Origin of the sequence: Microbulbifer flavimaris (assembly GCF_001641755.2) — a bacterium.
GTDB lineage: Bacteria > Pseudomonadota > Gammaproteobacteria > Pseudomonadales > Cellvibrionaceae > Microbulbifer > Microbulbifer flavimaris.
The window spans coordinates 299,793-319,970 of sequence record NZ_LRFG02000002.1 but is presented as its reverse complement, the minus strand read 5'-3'; the positions used below and the strand labels follow the sequence as shown (position 1 = coordinate 319,970).

The following is a 20,178-nucleotide window of genomic DNA, read 5'->3' as shown; positions in this document are numbered from 1 at the left end:
GACCAGACTAGGATGATTAACCTGCCGATAACCACTTTGTTGACAGGGAGTCCGACGGGCTCACGCCCGTATCGGGACAGGACGTGATAACGATAAAAAACCTGCGCCGGGAATACGGCGATGGCGATGCCAGGGTAGTGGCGCTCGCAGATGTCTCACTGCAGATCGAGAAAAATGAATTTGTCGCCATTATGGGCTCATCCGGGTCCGGTAAATCGACACTGATGAACATTCTCGGTTGCCTGGACCAGCAAAGCGCGGGCCAGTACTGGCTCGATGGACGCGAGGTGGGCAGCTTTGATGACGACACGCTCTCCGCCATTCGCAACCGCCATATCGGTTTTATCTTCCAGACCTTTCACTTATTGCCCCGGCTCACGGCCCAGCAGAACGTCATGCTACCGCTGCGCTATTCCAATCTGGATGAAAGCAGCGCGCGCGATCGTGCGGCAGAGATGCTTGCACGGGTAGGACTCGGCCATCGCCTCACGCATCGTCCGTTCGAAATGTCTGGTGGCCAGCGGCAGCGCGTCGCCATTGCCCGCGCGCTGATCAATCGGCCCAAAGTGATTTTTGCCGATGAACCCACCGGCAACCTTGACAGTAAAACATCTGAAGAAATTCTCGATCTGCTCAGGCAGCTGCACGGACAGGGGCAGACCATTGTTATGGTGACCCACGAGCCGGAGATCGCCGCCCACGCCCAGCGCATTATTCGCATGAGCGATGGCAAGGTGGTGGAGGACTCATCGTGTCACGCCTGATACTGCTGTTGCTTTGCTCGGTATCCCTGCTGGCGGTGGCTGCAGAACCGCGGCCACCGCTATTGCTGAGCGGAGAGTTGCGGGCCAGGGAAAGCCAGGCATTTTACGCCCCCATGACTGACAACTGGCGGGTGGAAGTGCAGTGGCTGATGCCCGAGGGCCAGGTGGCGCAGCCGGGTGAGATCGTCGTGGTTTTCGATGGGGCGTCAATCCAGGGCGCCATCGACACGGAAACAGTGGCCCTGAATACCGCTAGGGAGAAGCTGCAGCAGGAGAAAAACAAACACGCCCAGACAGTGCTGGAAAAAGAGTTTGCCCTCGAGCGTGAACAATTGCTGCTGAAAAAAGCCGCCATTGATGCGGCAGTGCCGAAGCAGTTTCTCAGTGCTTTCGAATACGAGTCGTTCCAGGTAGCCAAAACGGAGGCCCGGGCAAAGGTTGAGAAAGCGCGCAAGGAACTGGCACAGGCGAAACTGGCCCGTGATGTTGCTATCAAGAAGCAGCAGATCAGTATCGATCGATCCCTCGATAAACTGAAATTGAACCGGGAGCGGCTTGCGGCGATGTCTCTGCGCGCTGAACGTGCCGGACCGGTGCTTTATGGCAAGCACCCATGGACCGGTGAGCGGGTATTTGTGGGTATGACGGCGCAGCCCTCGTGGGAAATCGCAGAAATCCCCTCGCTGAGTGATCTCTATATTGAAGCCTGGCTGCACGAAATCGATATCGACCGGGTGCGCGAGGGGCAGCCAGCGGTCCTCACATTTGATTCCCGCCTGCAAAGTGAGCTGCCAGCCACACTCACCGAGATCGCCACCCAGCCGCAGAGACGTAAGGAGTGGGGCAGTGGCCTGTACTACCGCCTGGTATTTTCCCTGTCGGAGGCGCCGGAGTTTCAAATCCTGCCGGGCATGGGTGCACGGATCGAGTTTCCGGAGGTGGATTCATGAAACGCTCTCTCGCCTGCCTCGCCCTGCTGCTGACCGCCTGTACGGATGCACCGGATGAGCGGCATGCAGTGGGGAGTGACTCTGGGCTGCCGCCGATCGCCGGCGAGCTGGAATCCGCCAACGCGGTTATGGTGGCGCCGCCATCCATTTCCAGGATGTGGCAATACAGTATCAAGCAGCTGGTGCCGGAAAATACCCATGTGGAGGAGGGGGATATTGTTGTCGCTTTTGATGACAAGCCGGTGCGGGAGCGCCTGATCGAAAAAAAGGCCGAGCTGAAGCAGGCCCGCAGTGAGCTCGGTAACATAGTGTTGACTGAAGAACAGATTGCCGAGGATGACAAACTGGCCATCGAGGAAAAGCGGGCCGAATATGAAAAGGCCCGCCGTCGTGCAGAAATCCTCGATCACTCCATGTCGAGAAACGAGCGGCAGAAAGCCGCGATTGATTTCGAGATTGCCACTAACGATCTGCAGCTTGCCCGCGAGCTGGCGGAACTGCATCGGCGTACCCGTGTGCTCAATATCTCCCTTGCCGAGGGCAAGGTGGAGCAGCTGGAGGCGGAAACCGCCTCCCTGCAGGCAGAAGTTAACAAGCTCAGGGTGACAGCCCCTATCGCTGGGCTGGTCCAGTACCTGCCCAACTGGCAGGGCGAAAAACCCTCAGAGGGGGAGTCGGTGCGCTTCGGTCAGCCCGTGCTGCAGATTTCTCATCTGTCGCAGATGCAGGTACGCGCGCAGGCGGATGAGGTGGACAAGGGGCAGCTGTATGTCGGTGCCGAAGTGGACGTGACCATCGATAGTGCCGAGGCGCGCACGCTCAGTGGCACGATCATAGAACTGGGTAGCGTGGTGCGCGATCGCGCCCGCGGAGACCGACGGCGGGTGATCGATCTGCTGGTGGGCATTGAGCCGGGAACAGAGGCCGACCTGAAACCGGGGATGACGGCCTCCATTGTTCTGGGAGCGGTAAATGCCGCGAAGCCGATCGCGACCACAGCCGGGGAGGGCCGATGAAACACGCCGTGACGACAAGGCTTCTAATTGGCTCACTGTTGGGTTTGGGCACGCTGCTGGGCGGCTGTGCTGACGAGATGTCTGAGCCACTGTTGTACCAGGTCTCCTATAGCGAGCGCGAGGCCCTGGTATTTGCCCGGGGCGAATTAGAGGCCAGGGAGGCGACGGCGATCCAAGCTCCGATGGCCGGTCCGTCCAAAGTGATTGCGTGGATGGCGCCCGAGTACTCGAAGGTGAAAAAAGGGGATGTCATCGTCCGCTTCGATGCCCAGTTGATGCGTCAACAGCGGCGCTGGGCCCGGGGCGACCTGTCGCTGGTTGCGGAAGACCTGCGGGAAAAAGAAGGCGCGCTGACCACCGAGCAGAAGGGAATCCTGCTGGATATGGATCAGGTGGGTGCAGAAAAAAACTTTGCCGAGCGGTTTGCAATTGATGACGACCGTATCAAGTCCCGCCTGGAAATACTTGATGACCAGCTCGATACCCAGTTTCTGCAATCCAAGCTCGAATTCCTCGACTGGAAAAACGAGCGTTTCTCAACCAGTGCCGAAGGTGCAATGGACGTGCTGTCGGTACAGCGACAAAAGCACAGTGCGAAAATCGAACGGCTGGACGAAGGCCTCGCCGAGCTGGAAATTATTGCCCCCCACGACGGCCTTATCACCTATGAAGCGAACTGGCGTGGTGAAAAGCCCCAGGTCGGCAAGCGCATTTGGCCGGGCCGCAAGGTGGGCGACCTGCCCGATGTCAGCCTGATGCAGGCGCGGTTACTGGTACTGGACCGGGAGGCCGCCGGCCTGGCGGAGGAGCAGCCGGTCACCCTGTGGTTCGAGACAGAGCCAGCCCGCAAGTTCAGTGCCACCGTCACCAGTATCAGTGCTGCCCCGTCTTCCATCGAACGGGGCAACCCGCAAAAGTATTACGAGGTCACCGCCACTTTCGCGCAGCAGCACCCGGAGCAATTCAAGCTGGGCCGTGGCATCCGTGCGCAAATCCGCGTGGCGGACCCCGAACGACGCATCGAGATACCCGTACAGAGCCTGTTCCGTGATGCCGACGGTAGCTATGTACATGTATACCAGGACGGTGTTTTCGAACGCCGGCCAGTGACGACGGGCGCAGTGACCCCGACCCATATCGAAATTACCGGCGGGCTAGAGCCCGGCGAGAGAATCGCACTCTACGAGGTCGACAGTCGCGATACCGCGCGGGGGGAGGAGAGCCGATGAGCGAATCGCTACTGGATCCGGTCGGAGAAAGTACCCCGCAACAGCGACCCCTGACCGGGTACCGGGCTGGTCGCAGCCAGGCACTGCTGGTGAGCTTTCGCGAGGCCCTGGCCGAGCTGTCACAGCACAAGCTGCGCACCCTGCTTACCCTGCTGGGGATGATTTTCGGCGTGGGAGCGGTCATCGCCATGCTGAACATCGGTAAGGGCGCCGAACAGGAGGCCCTGCGCATGATCGAGACCATGGGCCTCAACAACCTGATCGTGCAGAGCCCGGAGCTGGAGAAGGAAGAACTTTACGAGCAGCGAAAGCAGTCAGCGGGCTTGAGCCTGCGCGACGGTGAGGCGGCACTGGCGACACTAGGTTTTGTCGAGGCGTTCGCGGCGCAGAAATCGCTCGAAACTTACAGCGTGTTCAGCGAATACGGCAAGAATGAGGCAGCGGCCACAGGCGTCAGTCCCGGTTATTTCCGTATGTCGCCATTCCAGCTGTCGGCCGGCCGCCTGATTAGGGATGAGGATGAGCTGCAGCTGAGCCAGGTGGCGGTGCTGGGTGAGTCTGTCGCCCGCCAGCTTTTCCCGGGTCAGCCAGCGATCGGCGGCCGCATCAAGGTCAATCATTTATGGTTCACGGTGGTCGGTGTACTCGACTCGCCCTTCGTCGATGGTGCCGAGTTCGAAGGGGTCCGCCTGGGAGCCGAACAGAACCAGATCTTTGTGCCCTTCGCCACCGCCATGCAGCGCTTTCCGCATCCGCTGCTGGCGGCGGAAGTCAGCGAGCTCAAGTTCCAGCTGGCCGAGGGCACCGACGCCAATGAGGCTGCGCGGGCGATCACTCACCTTCTCAATCGCCGCCATAACAACGTCAAGGATTTCACCATGGTGGTGCCCGCGGCACTGATGGCACAGAAGATGGAAACACAGACCATCTTCAATATCGTCATGTCCTGTGTCGCCGGTATCTCACTGCTGGTGGGGGGGATCGGCATCATGAACATCATGCTGGCCACCGTGCTGGAGCGCACCCGTGAGATCGGCCTGCTGCGGGCGGTGGGCGCCACCCAGCGGGATATCCGCACCCAGTACCTGGTGGAGAGCTTTACCATCGCCATCCTCGGCGGATTACTGGGTATTCTGTTTGGGGTGTTGCTCTCTGAGGCGATCGCACTCTATGCGGGCTGGGCGGTGTCCTGGTCTCTGCAGGCGATTGTGCTGTCGTTTTCCGTCTGTGCCCTGATCGGGCTGGTATTTGGGGTCTACCCGGCCATCAAGGCATCGAAGCTCAACCCGATCGACGCGCTGCAGAGCGATTAGAGGTGTTGTGATCAAGCGCCTGACTTCGGGTTCCGAATAAAAAAAGGGCCGCCCGGAGGCAGCCCTTTCAAAAATATCCCAGCTGATATGGCTAGCCGTCTACCGGCGGAGCATCAAGCTCCTCGTAGAAAATATCCCTCTGGTTGTTAAGATCCATTTCATAAATTATGCCGAGCTTCCCGTTTTGAAGAAGTTTAACATCAGGTCCAAATGGTATCTGATCTGCAACAATGGATGGGTCAGAGAAAGTGCCACTCGACATCAGGTAACTGTAATAAAGGTTAAAATTCCTCGCATAGAAAACCGTGGGCTTGCCCGATATCTCTACCAGCGTTGGATTTGAGCCATAGTTATAGCTGCCAAGGGTAAACCTCTGGCTCCAGTCGGCTAAATCATCAGATGCTGCAACGGTAGTTGTCTGGCTGTCGTTTGAACGATAAGCAATGTAAAACTTACCAGTTTCAGTCTGAAGTAGGCTGGAGCTGTACTCCCATCCTGGTCCATTTGACACCTGTACGGGACTGCTCCAATTCTGCAGGTCCTCGCTTGAGGAAACAAAAACATCATATTTGATTTCATTGCCTTCCTCGAGCCTGTGCGAATAGGAAATAGCATAGCTTCCATTGGAAAGCTGGATTATGGAGTCCGCGGTAATTTCCTCAGTGCACTCAGAGGTGGTGCATCGTTCGAAGTTAAGTAAAGGTGATATATCCTGCTTTGACCATAGCGAGCCATCTGATGAGGAGTAAAGGCAGACCCCGCCACCGCCATTACAAAGCGCGGCGAATATTAGTGAGCCACCAGCAGTTTCAATGATTGAAGGGTCACCATAAACCCTTTCTGGTAAAGTAGCCTTGTCTTCCCATGTGGCTCCCCCATCAAGTGATTCCGTGCTCAGCGTGCTGAACTCACTATTCACTGAATAGATCGCAATGAGACTGCCGTCGTTCTTCTGTGCGAACCCTGGTTGCACTGAGGACGTTGCCGTATTGGTGACGTAGTTTCCTCTTGCAGGCAGTGGCTCATAGGTACACGGTTCCTGCTCACAAGTACTGGCGAAAAAGATATTCTGTTTCACCTCTTCGTAGGGGAAGCTCTCACAGGCGCTCGGGCTCATGCTGCAGTAGAGGGAAAGCTCTGTTCGGTAATTACCAGGTTTTCTTGGCGCCCAGTATTCGATAGTCCAAAGCTTTGAAAATGCATCAAAATTGGCATTGTAGGCACCGCCATTTACATATTCGGTCAGGTAGTTTCCAGGTTCTTCCACGCTGTACGTGTAGAATTGGATGTGCCAGCCGTCGGACTCAAGCGCTATCTCAAAATTGGGATCGAATCCTTTTGCCGTGAGCTTGATGGTTTCTTCCTGGAGATATGAGTCCCTTTGCCCAGTGACATACAGTCTGTCTTCAGAGTCGATGATGTTGTCATTGTCATCATCAGTATCTGCGTTATCACCGATGCCATCACTGTCAAAGTCTTCAGTTTCCGAGCCGTCCAAAGGGAACTGGTCATTTATGTCCAAGACCCCGTCACCGTCATCATCATCGTCGCTGAGGTTGTCGATGCCATCCCCATCTACATCACCGCTCTTATCCGGATCATAAGGGAATTCGTCGATATCATCTGAAAAGCCATCGTTGTCATCGTCGGTGTCCGCATTGTCACCGATTGAGTCACCGTCGGAGTCAGTGGTTTCAGAACCGTCAAAAGGGAAATCGTCAGCGGAGTCATCAGTGCCGTCATTATCGTCGTCATTATCATCAATGTTATCTATGCCATCACCGTCGAAATCCCCACTGGCCTGTTCATCGTAGGGGTGTTCATCATGTTGATCTTCGATGCCATCATTATCATCGTCGGTATCATTTTTGTTGGGGGAGCCGTCATCGTCGGTATCGATGATATCGGAGGATCTTAGTGATTCACTAAAGTGCGTGTTGGCATTGTCGATGCTAACCAGTTCGCTCAAGTTAAGTTCAGTGAGTAAATTTTGGACTTTTTCACTCGCTGAAAAGTCAGCGGGTTCACTGTCAAAATCAGAAAGGACTAAGCTTGACGTTTCTACTGCACTGGCAGCTCTTTCGGTAATAGTAATGGCCAGGCTGATATCGCCATCGTCGTCGAGAGTCTGGATAAATCGCGTGAAATTGATGACTCTACGATCTTCAAGGTTACCTGTTCCGAACAGCTCCAGGGGGGTCAGGCCCTGCTTTGCATCGATAGCTTCAAACTCTATGTTTCCGATTGAGAAGACAACGGTGTCATTTTCTTCAAACTCAAATTCACCATTATTGTCAGTTGTACCTTCTCGATTTGAGCTGGTTTTGAATTGAATATTTTGGATTGGACTATCGATGATCGAGCCGATAAGGACAGTCGGGGAGGTGCTGGTGGGAGGGTTGCTATCTTGAGTTGCCCCGTCACCAGAGCCCCCTCCGCCGCATGCGACAAGTAGGATGCTTGATGACAGCGTAATGGTATTAATTAAAGTCCTTTTCATTGTTCCCCCGGCCCAGCTGCGAACTGGGTTATTTTTGTTTGTCTCAATCTAAGGGGTAAGCTGCGACCCCATAAATCCTGAAGTACTTCAAATATCCATGTTTTTTTTATCACAGAGGTATTCCTAAAAAAGAAATTGAAGATGTTTCTGTGATGCGCATCACAATAGAACGGTTTGGCTTGGGAGGTTTTTTATCTTTGGGTGTCAGGAGGTGGGCTCAGATACTGAAGAGCTGAAGATCAAGTTTGCTCTCAAAATGCGCTTCCAAGCCGGTGAGCGGATGTTGAAGCTTCAGTGTCGTCGCATGCAGCAATAGTCGCTGCGCGGCCTTGAGCGCCTGTGAATGGGCATAGAAGGGATCGCCGAGGATGGGGTGCCCGATAGCCTGGAGGTGGACCCGCAGCTGGTGTGAGCGCCCGGTAACCGGCTTCAGGCGAACCAGGCTATAACCATCACCCACGGCAACACGCTCCCATCGGGTGAGTGAGGGTTTACCCACCTCGAAATCCACTTTCTGTCGCGGCCGGTTCGGCCAGTCGCAGATCAGGGGCAGGTCGATCTCCCCGGATTCCTCTGCCAGCTCTCCCCAGACTTTTGCGTAATAGACCTTCTCCACTTGCCGATCCTGAAACAGGCGGCTCAGTTGCCGGTGCGCGATTGGATTGCGGGCCATGATCACCAGCCCGGAGGTGTCCATATCCAGCCGGTGGACCGTCATCGCGCCCGGAAAACGCTCCTGGGCGCGGCTGGCCAGGCTGTCGCGGTGGGCGGGATCGCGACCGGGCACAGACAGCAGGCCGCTGGGCTTGTCCAGCACCAGCAGGGACTGGTCGCTGTGAACCACCGTGAGGTAGGGATCAGTAGGGGGCCGATACTCGCGCACGCCGGGAAACCATGGTTGGAGCTTGATCGTTCATCGGTGACCACACCACGGGCATCCCCGGGGAAAAGTCACCCAATCTAGAAGGTGGGGGTCAGGAATATCTCCCGGACATTGCAGCGCGGCTCCGCATTGATGGCGAATAATACCGCGTCGGCCACATCCTGGGGATCGAGCTTGTCCGGCTTGGGCTCATCAAAGAATTCCGTGTTGACCATGCCCGGGGCGATGACGGTGCAGCGTCCATCCCATTCTGCCATCTCCTCGGCGAGATTGGCGCCGAAGCCGCGCACGAACCACTTGGAAGCGCCATAGATAGAGCCTTTCAGGGCGATCCTGCCGGCCTGGGAGCCGGTCATGATGAAGTGGCCCTTGGTGGCACGAAGGTGAGGCAGGGTCAGCTTGGCCGTCCACAGCAAACCCATGATGTTGACGTCCAGCATCTGGCGCCACTCCTCGGGATCCCCATTCTCCGTGCCGGGCTGGTCGACGCCGGTACCGGCATTGGCGAATACCGCGTCAAGTCTCCCGAATCTATCGATAGCCTGCTCAACAACCTTTGACTGTTCGTCGAATTTAGAGACGTCCGAGGTTAATGAGAAGGCTTTATCTGCCCCAATCTCCTGTACAAGGGATTCCAGGGGGGCGGCACTTCTGGCGGTCAGTACCAGCTGCAAGCCTTCACGGGCAGCCTTGAGCGCCGTTGCGCGGCCGATGCCACTAGATGCGCCGGTAATGAGCATTACTTTGGATGTCATCTGAGCTCTTCCTCTCATTGAGGTGAAGTTTGCTATTGGTAAGCGCTAGCTGTTGATCGCATCTTCGAACCCGGCTTACCTCGATGGTATAAGGATAGATCCCGAAGCTGTCTCGCTCACACATATAAAGCTTGCAGCGCCTTGTGGGAAAGCCGCCGAATCTAAGCTGTAGTGCGTGGGAGTCTGACCTTGGGCACAAAACGGGGGGGTTCCCGTGATGGAGTCGATGTATTGATGATTGCGTCGAGTAATATTCCCGCCTGGTAGGCCCCCGAATCAATGACGGAGCGCAAAGGGCAAGGTTTGTGCGCGGCAGGGGCGGGATTTCATGGCAGCGACGATATCTCCGGATCAGGCCGCTAGTCCTGTTGGTTCATGCCAGGCTCAAAGTGATCAAGCAGCTTTGAGACTGGCGCACTTGTAGGAGTGAACACTTGGAACATGTACTGGAATTGCGCTAGTCAGCTAGCGCAAATTCTATTTTACGTCGCTCCATATCGACCCTCGCAACGCGCACTCTGATGGCATCGCCGATGGCAAAGCGGGTATTGCTCCGCTCGCCGGTCAGGTACTGATTGGCCGCGTCGAAGTTGTAATAGTCCTTTTTCAGTGCCGATATATGGATCAGTCCTTCAACCTGCAGGTCATCGATTTCAATAAACAGCCCGAAGTGCGTAACGGAACTGACTTGACCCTGGAAAACCTCGCCGACAAAGTCCTGCATATATTCACACTTCAGCCAGGCCTCTACATCCCAGCTTGCCTTGTCGGCCCGGCGTGAGGCGTTAGAGCAGTGCTCTGCAAGAGTCTGTACTGCCGCCTTGTCATAGGGATAGCTCTTTTGCGGGGGGAGTAGCGCCGCGCCGTCGAAACGTTTTACCGCTGCCTTGCTCCCGCCAAATATAAGCTTCAATGCTTGGGGGAGCTTGGCGCGTTGCTTTGGCTTTCGGATCACTGAGCGAATTGCCCTGTGTACCATCAAATCCGGATACCGGCGAATGGGTGAGGTAAAGTGCGCATAAGCGGAATACGCCAGGCCAAAATGGCCCCGGTTATCCGGACTGTACTCCGCCTGGCTGAGTGACCGCAGCATCATGGTGCGGATGATCTGCGCATCACTGCGCTGCCCGATGCTGCTCAGTAGTTGATCGTAGTGCTTGGGGCGAGGCTCGTTGCCTCCAGCCAGCTTGAGTCCATTGGCGTTAAGGAAGGCGCGCAATGTGGTCAGCTTTTTGTCCCGTGGGCCTTCATGCACGCGGTACAGTGCCGGCATCTGCTGTTGCTTGAGGAAGCCTGCGGTCGCCACATTGGCACTCAGCATAAACTCCTCAATCATCATGTGCGCGTCGTTACGGTTGACGGGTACGATGCGTTCGATCTTGCGGTCTTGGGTAAACTTGAATTGCACTTCCGGCTTTTCAAAGTCCATTGCGCCACGCTTTGTTCGGGCTTTCTTCAATACCGAATACAGCTGGTGCAGCGCGTGGATGTGCGGTCCTATCTCACCAAGTTTGCGAGCGGTCTTTCGCCCCGGGCCTGAATCTGGTGAATTTATGAATGCGTTCACCTGGTTATAAGTGAGCCTGGCATGCGAATGAATGACCCCCTCTGAAAAGGTATAGTCCGTCATTTTTCCAGACTTGCTGATGGTCATCTCGCAGACCATTACCAGTCGGTCAACCCGGGGATTGAGCGAGCACAAACCGTTAGACAGTGATTCCGGTAGCATCGGGACAACGCGCCCGGGGAAGTACACGGAAGTAGCGCGATTTTGTGCTTCCAGGTCGAGTGCACTGCCTGGCGCCACGTAGTGGGAAACGTCCGCGATCGCAACGAACAGCCGCCAATTACCCGATGCCTCTTTTTTACAATATACGGCATCGTCGAAGTCGCGGGCGTCTTCACCGTCGATGGTCACAAACGGCAGTTGCCTCAGGTCGGCACGATGCAGCTTGTCTGCCTCGGGTACCTCAGTGCCCAGCTGCCTGGCCGCATGTACTACAGCCTTGGGCCAGGTATGGGGGATGTCGTGGCTGCGGATTGCCACGTCGATCTCCATGCCCGGGGCCATGGCATTGCCCAGTAGCTCGGTCACGCGTCCGAAGGCATTATAGCGATGGCTGGGAAAGTCGATGATTTCAACGGAAACATACTGCCCGGCCTTTGCGCCCATCAGTTCGTCACGATCAAGATCAATCTCGTGGGCAATCCGGCTATTTTCCGGCTTGAGAAAATAGTGGTCATCTTCAAACTGGACACGGCCCACCAGATGCGAGGTGTTGCGTTTCAGCACATTGACAATAACGCCGATCTTGCGGCCGCGGCGGTCTGTACCGCTGATGCGTGCCTGCACGCGGTCACCATCGAAGACGGTTAGCATCTCATTGTCAGATAAAAAGAGGTCATCCTCCGCGCCGTCACAGGTCAGAAAGCCGAAGCCGTCCGGATGGCCGATTACGCGACCGGTCAAAAGTTCTTCGGGTTTGATAAGGCTGTAACCCTGGCGGCGATCGAAAAGGATCTGCCCATCGCGTTCCATTGCACGCAGGCGGCGACGCAATGCCTCTTTTTCCGCATCACCGGAGAGGTGCAGGACTTTTGCCAGTCGCTCCCGATCAAGCACTTCATCACTCTTTCCAAGCAAACTCATAATGAACTCGCGGGCGGGAATCGGGTTGCTGTACTTTTCGGCGTCCAGCGAATTAAATTTGGCTATTGGAGCTTTGCTCATGATTTTCTCTCGGAAAAACCGCCAATAAAATTGCGCTGGGTAAAAACTCGAGTGATAAGGCAGGGCAGATCAGGTGTTACTCGGCAAGGTATGCAGGCGGATAGGCTCAACGGGGCTGAGCTTGTGTTGCAATTGGCCTTCAGGCTGTCACCAGTCTGAAGGCCGATGTTTCAGATTGAGAAACCCGGAGGTTGACTCTCAACCGACGTGGCTTTGGGGCCACTCAGTAGCGGACCTGTGTTGGGTCAACTGTCATCTTGAGAATGTTGGTTCAGACACAAACGATGTTTTCAGCTTGCGGGCCTTTGGCGCCCTGGGTGACTGAGAACTCTACGGCCTGACCTTCGGCCAGGGTCTTGAAGCCGGAACTTACAATTGCGCTGAAGTGTGCGAACACATCAGGGCCAGACTTCTGCTCGATAAAGCCAAAGCCCTTGGATTCGTTGAACCACTTGACGGTGCCGGTAGTAGTGTTTGACATGGTGATTTCCTGTAAACGATAGAAACTAGCCTTCTTGAGGCATGGATAGCAAAAAAAGACTGGAATTTAGAAGCTACAGGACGAAGTACTACGGATGCGACGAAACTGAGGATTTTAAACAAGAGGCTTACTTTTGACTGACTGCACTGTAGGGCGTTACTGGAGCCAAGTCAAAGTATTTCGACTTTGAGCGGTATCGGGGCGACCTGGGTGTGTCAGCCACCTCCCGTGCTGCCTGGACATGCGGTGCTTTCGGGGCCCAAGAGTGGCAACTACGGCCTGGCGCGTGTTGCTCGCTGATATGCCTGTGTGTTTAGGGGTGGTTTCTTCAGCGGGAGGTGAGGGTGCTCTGGAGATGCCTGATGGGGGATGGTTCGGTACTCTGCACCTCACCCCTTCGGGGCAGCCTTTGGCTGTCTTAGCGCGCTTTGCGCGTTGATCGAACCCGGCGCTAAGCGTTCCACTCGCGTCAGATCCACAAATTAAAAAGGCCGGTTACCTTTAGGCTTAGAGTGGGGGCTGGAAGTATGTGTGGCGGGAGTGATTCGTCGCTGCGCTCCTCACCCCTTCGGGGCAGCCTTTGGCTGTCTTGATGCGCTTGCGCGCATCGATCGAACCCTGCGCTAAGCGTTCCACTCGCGTCAGATCCACAAATTAAAAAGGCCCGTTACCTTGCGGTAACGGGCCTTTTTAATTTGGTGGGATGGCGGGAGTCGAAATTAGGCTGCAACTTATTGATTTATTTAGTGTTATCTCATTTGCGCCTATTGAACCCGTCACAAAACCCGTCCAGCTGAGTAATGTGCCCGGTTGACGTGAAAACCCTCTTGTGAGGCCGAGGCGGGATGGAGGAGCAGTGCAGCCTGCTGACCTGAAGGAAGCGATTCTCACTATCGATCTGGGAGTATTCGGGTAAAATAGTATCGCCTGTAGCCCATTTACGTAAGGCGTTCCAGAGTATTGTGACTGTTGAAGCCGGCCTTGGAGAGGGCGATGAAAGGCAGCAAGCCAGGAAGAAACTGCTAGCCCTTAACGAAAATGTTTATTGTTTCCGTCGGGTTATCAACAACTTTGCAAGTCAGAAAGTGATTAAACAGGCAATATAGGGCTTATCTGTATCCAGCGCTGCTGCTAGAGTTCCTCCTCCAAATATCCAAACAAACAGGAATGTCTTTAGTTGGTTATTTTGCAAATGCACTCCCGCTGTATTGAATGTGCATGTCAGCGAGCTTCAATACAAGTTGTGTACTCGCTCATCAATTTATCAAATTTTCCCCAGCCGATTTTCCTGCCAATAGTTGAGCCAGTTGGAAACCACACCAGAGATCCTCGAGAAATTCTTAATGTTCCAAGCTTTCCATCATTTTGATGAACGTCAAATTCAACATCTGCGGTGCCCAGTTCTCTCTTCGGAATTGAGAAATGTACCTTATGCGCCATTTTGTGTCCTCTTAATGAATCAGTGATTTTGATTTAGGCGACTGGGAGTGTCGTTCATCCCCAAGGGAAAAGAAATATTTAGTCGCAGTTCGTTCAGGCGTAAAGCGTTGGCATAATATTCATTTTTCTAGAGGTGGCATGCGTCTTGCCCTGATTTCTTGGTCAGTACTGGTGCTTGGTGTGCGAGGTGGGTAGGGAGATGTATGATCAGGTTATCACACCGCTGGATCATCGCTCGTAAGCTGTTGATAGGTAATAATTTAGTCGCCCTCAGCCTTTTGCTGGTAGGTATTCATATTGTTGTCGGCAGTAGCGTGGAGGCCAAGGCTGAGAGCATCGTCCAGCCTGAAGCTGTCAGTGCCCTTCCTACTCCGAAAGGCGCTACATCGAACCCAGAATCACACCCATCAGCTATCTTAGCGGCCTTGATTTTCCTTTAGTTTGGGTGCTGTGAAATGTCAGAACGGATCAAAGAAGTCCCTATGAGGGATCTAAAGGAGTTTGCCCGAGAGAATGGCCTGGTCGACGAAGTCTTAGATATCGATAGAATGAAGTTCAAGTGGGCCGATGATAAAAGCTGCGGCAAGAGCAGCTACTCCACGTTCGTGAAGAAAGGTTGCCTGTTGAGGTTGCTGCTGGAGAAGCACCTGTTGAATGAGTTCAAAGACCTGCGTTGGCCGATCGGACACAGCGCTACAGGAGAGCGACAAATCAGGCGATTCTTGTATATCGCGGACGCCCACGAGAATTATCGGCCCTCCCCATGAGAAAGACGGCAGGAGCTCTTTTGCTGGGGCCTACCAGGCACATCACCGTAGGTTAGAAATGCCCGCATGGCTGCCCGGTTAGGGTCGCCTCCGCCTCCGTCACATAGCCCCTTTCCACACTGGAGGGGGTTATCGGCGCCTCTTGCAAGTCGCCTGGCTCCCTATTTCCTTATCTGTAATGTTGCAAGCTTGCGACATACCCCCACACCGTCCCCTAGCCCTTAACATGCTGGCTGAGCTGAACTGCTGTCGCGTGCAGACAACTCGCTTGGTGAAATTATGTTCATGTGGTCCATGTTATCGCCTGTAATTCAACACCAGTTGACTTCACTGAATGGCGGCTGTTAAAACCGTCACAATAATAAGGATAAACCATGCAGCCCAAGCGTTACTTAGTAGCTCTCTCCGGGATGTCCCCACAGGTTGTGACGGAAACCCTCTATGGCCTCCTGCAACGGGAGGGCGAGGCCTTTCTGCCGACGGAAATCCATATTCTGACCACGGCAAAGGGGGCCGAGCGTGTTCACAGGGCGTTGCTTGATCCAATTCTCGGGCATTTTCACCACTTTTGCCGCGATTACGATCTGGAAGATCGCCTAGCGCTAGCCCCGCAACATATCCATGTGGCGCAGGCTGAAGATGGACGACCCCTGTCTGATATTTTTTCCCAGCATGACAATACCGCGATGGCCGACTTCATCTGTGAGACCGTGCGCCGTCTCAGTGAAGATGCCGATATTCAGCTTCATGCTTCCCTGGCGGGAGGGCGCAAGACGATGGGATTCTTCCTTGGCTATGCCATGAGTCTTTTTGGCCGACCGGGTGATGAACTTAGCCATGTGCTCGTGTCAGAGGGGTTCGAGTCCCGCCCGGACTTCTTCTACCCCCGGCCCAGCGACAGACTGTGCGGTGAATCCACCGTTGAAGTCATGCTGGCCGACATTCCCTTTGTGCCCATGCGTGAAGAGCTCCCGAAGAACTTCCTGACCCATAAGCGCAGCTATAGCGAGGCTGTGCAGATCATCCGAGCGGCAGAGCAACCCGCAGATCTCAAGGTGGATATGGCCGGCAAGCGTGTACGAGCCTCCGGCATCGACATCAGCATGAGCAACAGTCTCCTCGCCTTCTACGCCTGGATGGTCGATCGGGCCAAGTCAGCTCAGGGAGGGCTTGCGTACCCCTTCGAGCATGAGCCAAACCGGGTGTATGGGCTCGAATTTACCCGCTTTTATGAGGCGGTCTCTGGTGGGGAAATGCGGGTGAACGACCGTACGGCTCGGGATGAAGTGGAGGGGATGGACCGTAGGAATTTCGAGGTGCGCCTTTCACGAGTCAACACTGCACTGCGTAACGCACTGGGCAACCGGTTGGCTGAAAAGTATACGCTGAAGTACATCGATACCGAGAGGGGGGTAAAGCAGTATGGCGTTGCCCTCGCTCCCGAAGAGATTGAGATCAAGTAACCAAGGTGCCTATGAACCAAGACAACTTGCAATTGCTTTCATCGCGGGTGGCGCTTGCAGCCTATTTGCACGACTTGGGCAAGTTTGCCGAGCGCGCGCAATTGCCGATGGATGAGGAAACGCTGGCAGTTCACCTCCAGGAGTATTGTCCCCGTAAGGAGCAGGGCGGCCGTACCTGGTATACCCATCGCCACGCTGCCTACACGGCGTTGGGCTTTGACTTGTTGGAACAGCACCTCCCAGAGCTAATCGGGCCTGAAATGGCTCCATTTGCCAGTTGGCGAAGCAAGGAGGCAGACGACTCCTTGCTAAATGCCGCGGCACGCCATCACAAGCCGGAGACCTTTCTCCAGTGGGTTATCGCCACTGCCGACCGGGTGGCTTCCGGCTTTGATCGAGAAAAATTCGAGCAATACAACGCCGCAGAAGAGGGTACGAGTACCGGCAAGAACCACTTCCAGGCTCGGCAGCTGACTCTGTTCGAGCAGATCCGGCTTGACGGAAAAACGGCAGGGCAAGCCAGCGAGTTACAGTTTCGCTACCCTCTCAAACCCCTGTCGGTTAGCAGCCTGTTTCCTCAGTCTCGCGCTGCATGCGAGCCCGCGGACAATACCCTGGCCCAGGCTGAGTATCTCGGACTGTGGGAGGGGTTTAGCACTGCGCTCGAGGAGATCCCTGCCAGCCATCGAGGACAGCTGCCCCTGTGGCTCGATCACTTCGACAGCCTGTGGCAGTGCTACGCGCAAGCGATTCCTTCTGCCACCGCATTCGGGGTGCGCCCGGATGTCTCCCTGTACGACCACTCCAGGACCACAGCGGCATTGGCTGCGGCGTTATGGCGCTACCATCACGACCTTGGCCATGAAGAAGCCGAAGTGGCAGTGCAGATGCGCCTCGGTAGTGACTGGGACGAGCAAAAACTCCTGCTGGTTCAGGGAGATTTTTTCAACATCCAGGAATTTATCTTCGCGACCGGGGGTGACAGTGCCAAGAAGGCTGCCAAACTCCTCCGTGGCCGCTCGGCGTATGTCTCGTTGCTGACTGAGTGCGCGGCATTGCGGGTGCTAGATGACCTGGGCCTGCCTCCCACCAGCCAGGTGATCAATGCCGCGGGCAAGTTCCTCATTCTCGCGCCTAACACCGAGCCAGTCCGCATGCAGCTCATGGAGACACAGCGGCGCATCAATGACTGGTTCCTGCAGCAAAGTTATGGCCAGGCCGGACTTGGTCTCGCGTGGGAGGCCGCCAGCTGCAACGACTTTGTCGCCCGCAGCGATGGGGCGGCACCTTTCCAGCAATTGATGGCCCGCCTGATGGCGTCACTCGAGCGTGCCAAGTTCCAGGCGTTTTCCCTTTGTGGTAGCGGGGCACCCGCACCCGTTTTCACTGAGTACCTCGAGCAGTTCGATCCTGCCGTGGGGGCCTGCCGGCTTAGCGGTCGCGCCCCCGGCAGGGCTGACCTTGATGGAGTCTGTGCGCTAGCCGCCGATCAGGTCCGTCTGGGCGAGATGCTGGTCAGCGATCGCTTTCAGCGGCTGCTGCTGACAAACAAACCGCTGCAGGGCCGTGGTGGGCTTTCTGTGGCTATCTTCGGCTATTCGCTCTATTTCACCGCTGCCGAAGAGAGTAGCGGTAAGTTTGGCGCTGAGGCCAGCAGCGGCAACCTCCGCCGTGCCTGGGACTTCTCGCTGCCGCCAGAAGACCCAGCGGAGCCTCTGTGGCAGGGCTACGGACGGCGGGCGTTCAACGGTTATGTTCCCCGTTTCGATAGCTCGGCACACTATGCCGATGGCAAATACCAAGGTTGTGACAGTGATGATATTGAGTCCGGTGCGGTCAAAACCTTCAATCACATTGCTTGCGAAGACCGCACACCCAACCCCGCACAGGAGGGGCAGTGGGCAGGCATCGCCGCGCTCGGGATATTGAAGGGGGACGTCGACAACCTCGGCAGCATTTTTGCAGCGGGGTTACCGGGAAACAGCTTCGCACGTATGTCGGCATTGTCCCGGCAGCTTGATCAGTTCTTTACCGTCTTTCTGCCCTGGCACTGTGCCCGCCACTTCCCCGATACCTACACGGTTTTTGCCGGCGGGGACGACTTCTTCCTGATCGGACCCTGGCGCAGCCAGATACGTCTGGCACAGAGTATGCGGGCAGAGTTTAAACGCTATGTGGCAGAAAACCCGCAGTTGCATTTTTCAGCCGGAATCGCGCTGCACAAGCCCGGTCTGCCGCTGGCCCAGCTCTCCGCAGCGGGGGAGGAGGCTCTGGAGCGTGCCAAGGGCTACCGCCATCATGAACAACACAAGGATGCGGTGTGCTGCTTCGACAGTGTGCTGGGCTGGCCTAAATTTGAGGCGCTCGTGGGCGAGGAGGGTTGTGAACAGCAATTGCTCACATTGCGGAATGAAGTGAACCTCTCTACCAGTTACGTATACGGATTGCTAAGTCTGTCCGAGCAGGCGGAAGCTGCGGCTGCGGGCGACCCCAGTGCCAGTATCTGGCGCTCGCGGTTTGCCTACCGCACTCAGCGCATGGTGGTAGAGCGCCATCGTGGGCGTGCTGATTCAGAGGCCGTCAAAAAACTTTACGAGCGTCTGGCCGACGAGGTGGGTGATGCCATCGCCCAGTACCGCCGAGCTTATCGGCTCGCACTGCAAAGCTATTTATACCGTTTGAGATAAACCCGGGGGATTCCCAATGAACCGACATCCAGTAAATGAGGGTAATACCGACCCAATAGAGCTCAGCGGCATCGACCTGTCAAAGGTGAGTATGGAGCTATTTGACAGTGTAGCCGATGGCTGTGCCAAGCATATCGCCGGCAGTACACGCGGGCTGAGAAAGAAGACCAGTTCTGGCGTGAATAAAAGCACTCAGTTGCGTCGCTTCTACGATGAAATTGTGATGTGGGACCAGCGCTTCCGGCAGCACCCTGAGAGTTATTCAGAGCAGCTGCCGCTGGTGAAAATGCTCAATGCAAAGGTCTCGTACGCCCATAGTCGTGACCTGGTCTGCGAGAACTTTGTCAATCTGTTGCGCCATTGTCTGGGCCAGCTGCAGATAGAGCAGCAAGAAACCTTCAAGAACTTCCGCTTGTTTATGGAAGCCTTCATGGGCTTCTACAAAATGCACAAAAAAGACTGACGAGGCCGCTATGCAACTCAATCATATCTCCCGGGTAACCGCCACCATCGAGCTGCACTCCGGCCTGCACATCGGTGCTGGTCGTGACGAGATCCGAATCGGGGGCACGGACAACCCCGTCGTCAAGCATCCATACACGGATGAGCCCTATATTCCTGGCTCCTCCCTCAAGGGCAAGCTGCGTAGCCTGCTGGAATGGCGCGCTGGAGTTGCCACGCAGAACAAAGGCAAGCCGGTTTCTGCTGAAATGCTCACTCGGCTCTCTGGCAGCGAGCGCGAGGCCGCCGCGCAGATTGCACGTCTGTTTGGTCTCGCCGGTGACTCCAGCAACATCGAGCTCGCCGAGGAGATTGGTCCTACACGCATCAGCTTTGCCGATGCTGCCTTGCAGTCGCAGTGGCTTGACGAGCGCCGCGAAGAGGGTCAGCTACTCACCGAGGCCAAGAGCGAAAATAGCATCAACCGTATCTCTGGTGTGGCAGACAACCCGCGCTGGACCGAGCGCGTGCCGGCCGGTGCCCGTTTTGATTTGGTGGTTAATATTCGCCACCTGCAGGAGGGCGATGAGGCGTTGGTCGATTTGCTGCTGACGGGGCTCAAGCTGCTCGAGCAGGACAGTCTCGGCGGCTCTGGCTCCCGCGGCTACGGTAAGCTGAGATTCGAGGGCCTGAAGATTAATGGTGAGAGCGCGGATGCGCGCTTCGAAGAACTGGATCCCTTTGCGGGTTGATCGCAC

General features: G+C 55.8%; 17 protein-coding genes. 11 read left to right on the top strand and 6 right to left on the bottom strand.

What is annotated here, in order from left to right; translation table 11 throughout:
- Positions 1-83 precede the first annotated feature (83 nt).
- Genes AWR36_RS06240 through AWR36_RS06220 form a run of 5 tightly spaced genes read left to right on the top strand, consistent with a single transcriptional unit; the run spans position 84 to position 5,272 of the window.
- Positions 84-764 (top strand): ABC transporter ATP-binding protein, encoded by a 681-nt coding sequence (locus AWR36_RS06240; RefSeq protein WP_067082661.1) that lies wholly within the window; start codon positions 84-86, stop codon positions 762-764.
- Positions 752-1,714, top strand: coding sequence for an HlyD family secretion protein (locus tag AWR36_RS06235; protein WP_067082658.1), 963 nt, complete (start codon positions 752-754; stop codon positions 1,712-1,714). The genes AWR36_RS06240 and AWR36_RS06235 overlap by 13 nt, the downstream gene beginning before the upstream one ends.
- Complete coding sequence (locus AWR36_RS06230) at positions 1,711-2,730, top strand: HlyD family secretion protein (protein ID WP_067082655.1); 1,020 nt, start codon at positions 1,711-1,713, stop codon at positions 2,728-2,730. Before AWR36_RS06235 ends, AWR36_RS06230 begins: the two co-directional genes overlap by 4 nt.
- Positions 2,727-3,959, top strand: coding sequence for an efflux RND transporter periplasmic adaptor subunit (locus AWR36_RS06225; protein WP_067104539.1), 1,233 nt, complete (start codon positions 2,727-2,729; stop codon positions 3,957-3,959). Before AWR36_RS06230 ends, AWR36_RS06225 begins: the two co-directional genes overlap by 4 nt.
- Positions 3,956-5,272, top strand: coding sequence for an ABC transporter permease (locus AWR36_RS06220; protein WP_082679438.1), 1,317 nt, complete (start codon positions 3,956-3,958; stop codon positions 5,270-5,272). Before AWR36_RS06225 ends, AWR36_RS06220 begins: the two co-directional genes overlap by 4 nt.
- Positions 5,273-5,363: 91 nt before the next feature.
- Here AWR36_RS06220 and AWR36_RS06215 read toward each other — a convergent pair whose 3' ends face one another.
- From AWR36_RS06215 to AWR36_RS16085, 6 genes are all read right to left on the bottom strand, one after another.
- A complete protein-coding gene (locus AWR36_RS06215) occupies positions 5,364-7,772 on the bottom strand; it encodes a sialidase family protein (RefSeq protein WP_067082648.1) in 2,409 nt (802 codons plus the stop codon).
- Between the two features lie 217 nt (positions 7,773-7,989).
- Positions 7,990-8,655 carry a pseudouridine synthase gene (locus tag AWR36_RS06210; protein ID WP_067082646.1) on the bottom strand — a complete coding sequence of 222 codons (666 nt, stop codon included), beginning with the start codon at positions 8,653-8,655 and terminating at the stop codon, positions 7,990-7,992.
- 77 nt (positions 8,656-8,732) lie between these two features.
- Positions 8,733-9,410 carry an SDR family oxidoreductase gene (locus AWR36_RS06205; protein ID WP_067082643.1) on the bottom strand — a complete coding sequence of 226 codons (678 nt, stop codon included), beginning with the start codon at positions 9,408-9,410 and terminating at the stop codon, positions 8,733-8,735.
- A 457-nt stretch (positions 9,411-9,867) separates the two neighbouring features.
- Complete coding sequence (gene rnr, locus AWR36_RS06200) at positions 9,868-12,141, bottom strand: ribonuclease R (protein WP_067082640.1); 2,274 nt, start codon at positions 12,139-12,141, stop codon at positions 9,868-9,870.
- A 271-nt stretch (positions 12,142-12,412) separates the two neighbouring features.
- Positions 12,413-12,622 (bottom strand): cold-shock protein, encoded by a 210-nt coding sequence (locus AWR36_RS06195; protein WP_067082637.1) that lies wholly within the window; start codon positions 12,620-12,622, stop codon positions 12,413-12,415.
- 1,221 nt (positions 12,623-13,843) lie between these two features.
- Positions 13,844-14,062 (bottom strand): hypothetical protein, encoded by a 219-nt coding sequence (locus AWR36_RS16085; RefSeq protein WP_141398482.1) that lies wholly within the window; start codon positions 14,060-14,062, stop codon positions 13,844-13,846.
- A gap of 203 nt (positions 14,063-14,265) precedes the next feature.
- Between AWR36_RS16085 and AWR36_RS16080 the strand changes: the two genes are divergently transcribed.
- The 6 genes from AWR36_RS16080 to csm3 all read left to right on the top strand — a co-directional run bounded on the left by AWR36_RS16080 (position 14,266) and on the right by csm3 (position 20,172).
- Complete coding sequence (locus AWR36_RS16080; RefSeq protein WP_141398481.1) at positions 14,266-14,502, top strand: hypothetical protein; 237 nt, start codon at positions 14,266-14,268, stop codon at positions 14,500-14,502.
- A gap of 42 nt (positions 14,503-14,544) precedes the next feature.
- Positions 14,545-14,829, top strand: coding sequence for a hypothetical protein (locus AWR36_RS06190; protein WP_067082634.1), 285 nt, complete (start codon positions 14,545-14,547; stop codon positions 14,827-14,829).
- Between the two features lie 374 nt (positions 14,830-15,203).
- Positions 15,204-16,292, top strand: coding sequence for a CRISPR-associated ring nuclease Csm6 (csm6, locus tag AWR36_RS06185; RefSeq protein ID WP_067082632.1), 1,089 nt, complete (start codon positions 15,204-15,206; stop codon positions 16,290-16,292).
- A gap of 11 nt (positions 16,293-16,303) precedes the next feature.
- A complete protein-coding gene (gene cas10 / locus AWR36_RS06180) occupies positions 16,304-18,979 on the top strand; it encodes a type III-A CRISPR-associated protein Cas10/Csm1 (protein WP_067082629.1) in 2,676 nt (891 codons plus the stop codon).
- A gap of 16 nt (positions 18,980-18,995) precedes the next feature.
- Positions 18,996-19,442 carry a type III-A CRISPR-associated protein Csm2 gene (gene csm2 / locus AWR36_RS06175; RefSeq protein WP_067082628.1) on the top strand — a complete coding sequence of 149 codons (447 nt, stop codon included), beginning with the start codon at positions 18,996-18,998 and terminating at the stop codon, positions 19,440-19,442.
- Positions 19,443-19,452: 10 nt separating this feature from the next.
- Positions 19,453-20,172, top strand: a complete 720-nt coding sequence (csm3, locus tag AWR36_RS06170; protein ID WP_067082623.1) for a type III-A CRISPR-associated RAMP protein Csm3 — start codon at positions 19,453-19,455, stop codon at positions 20,170-20,172.
- The last annotated feature ends 6 nt before the right edge of the window (positions 20,173-20,178 follow it).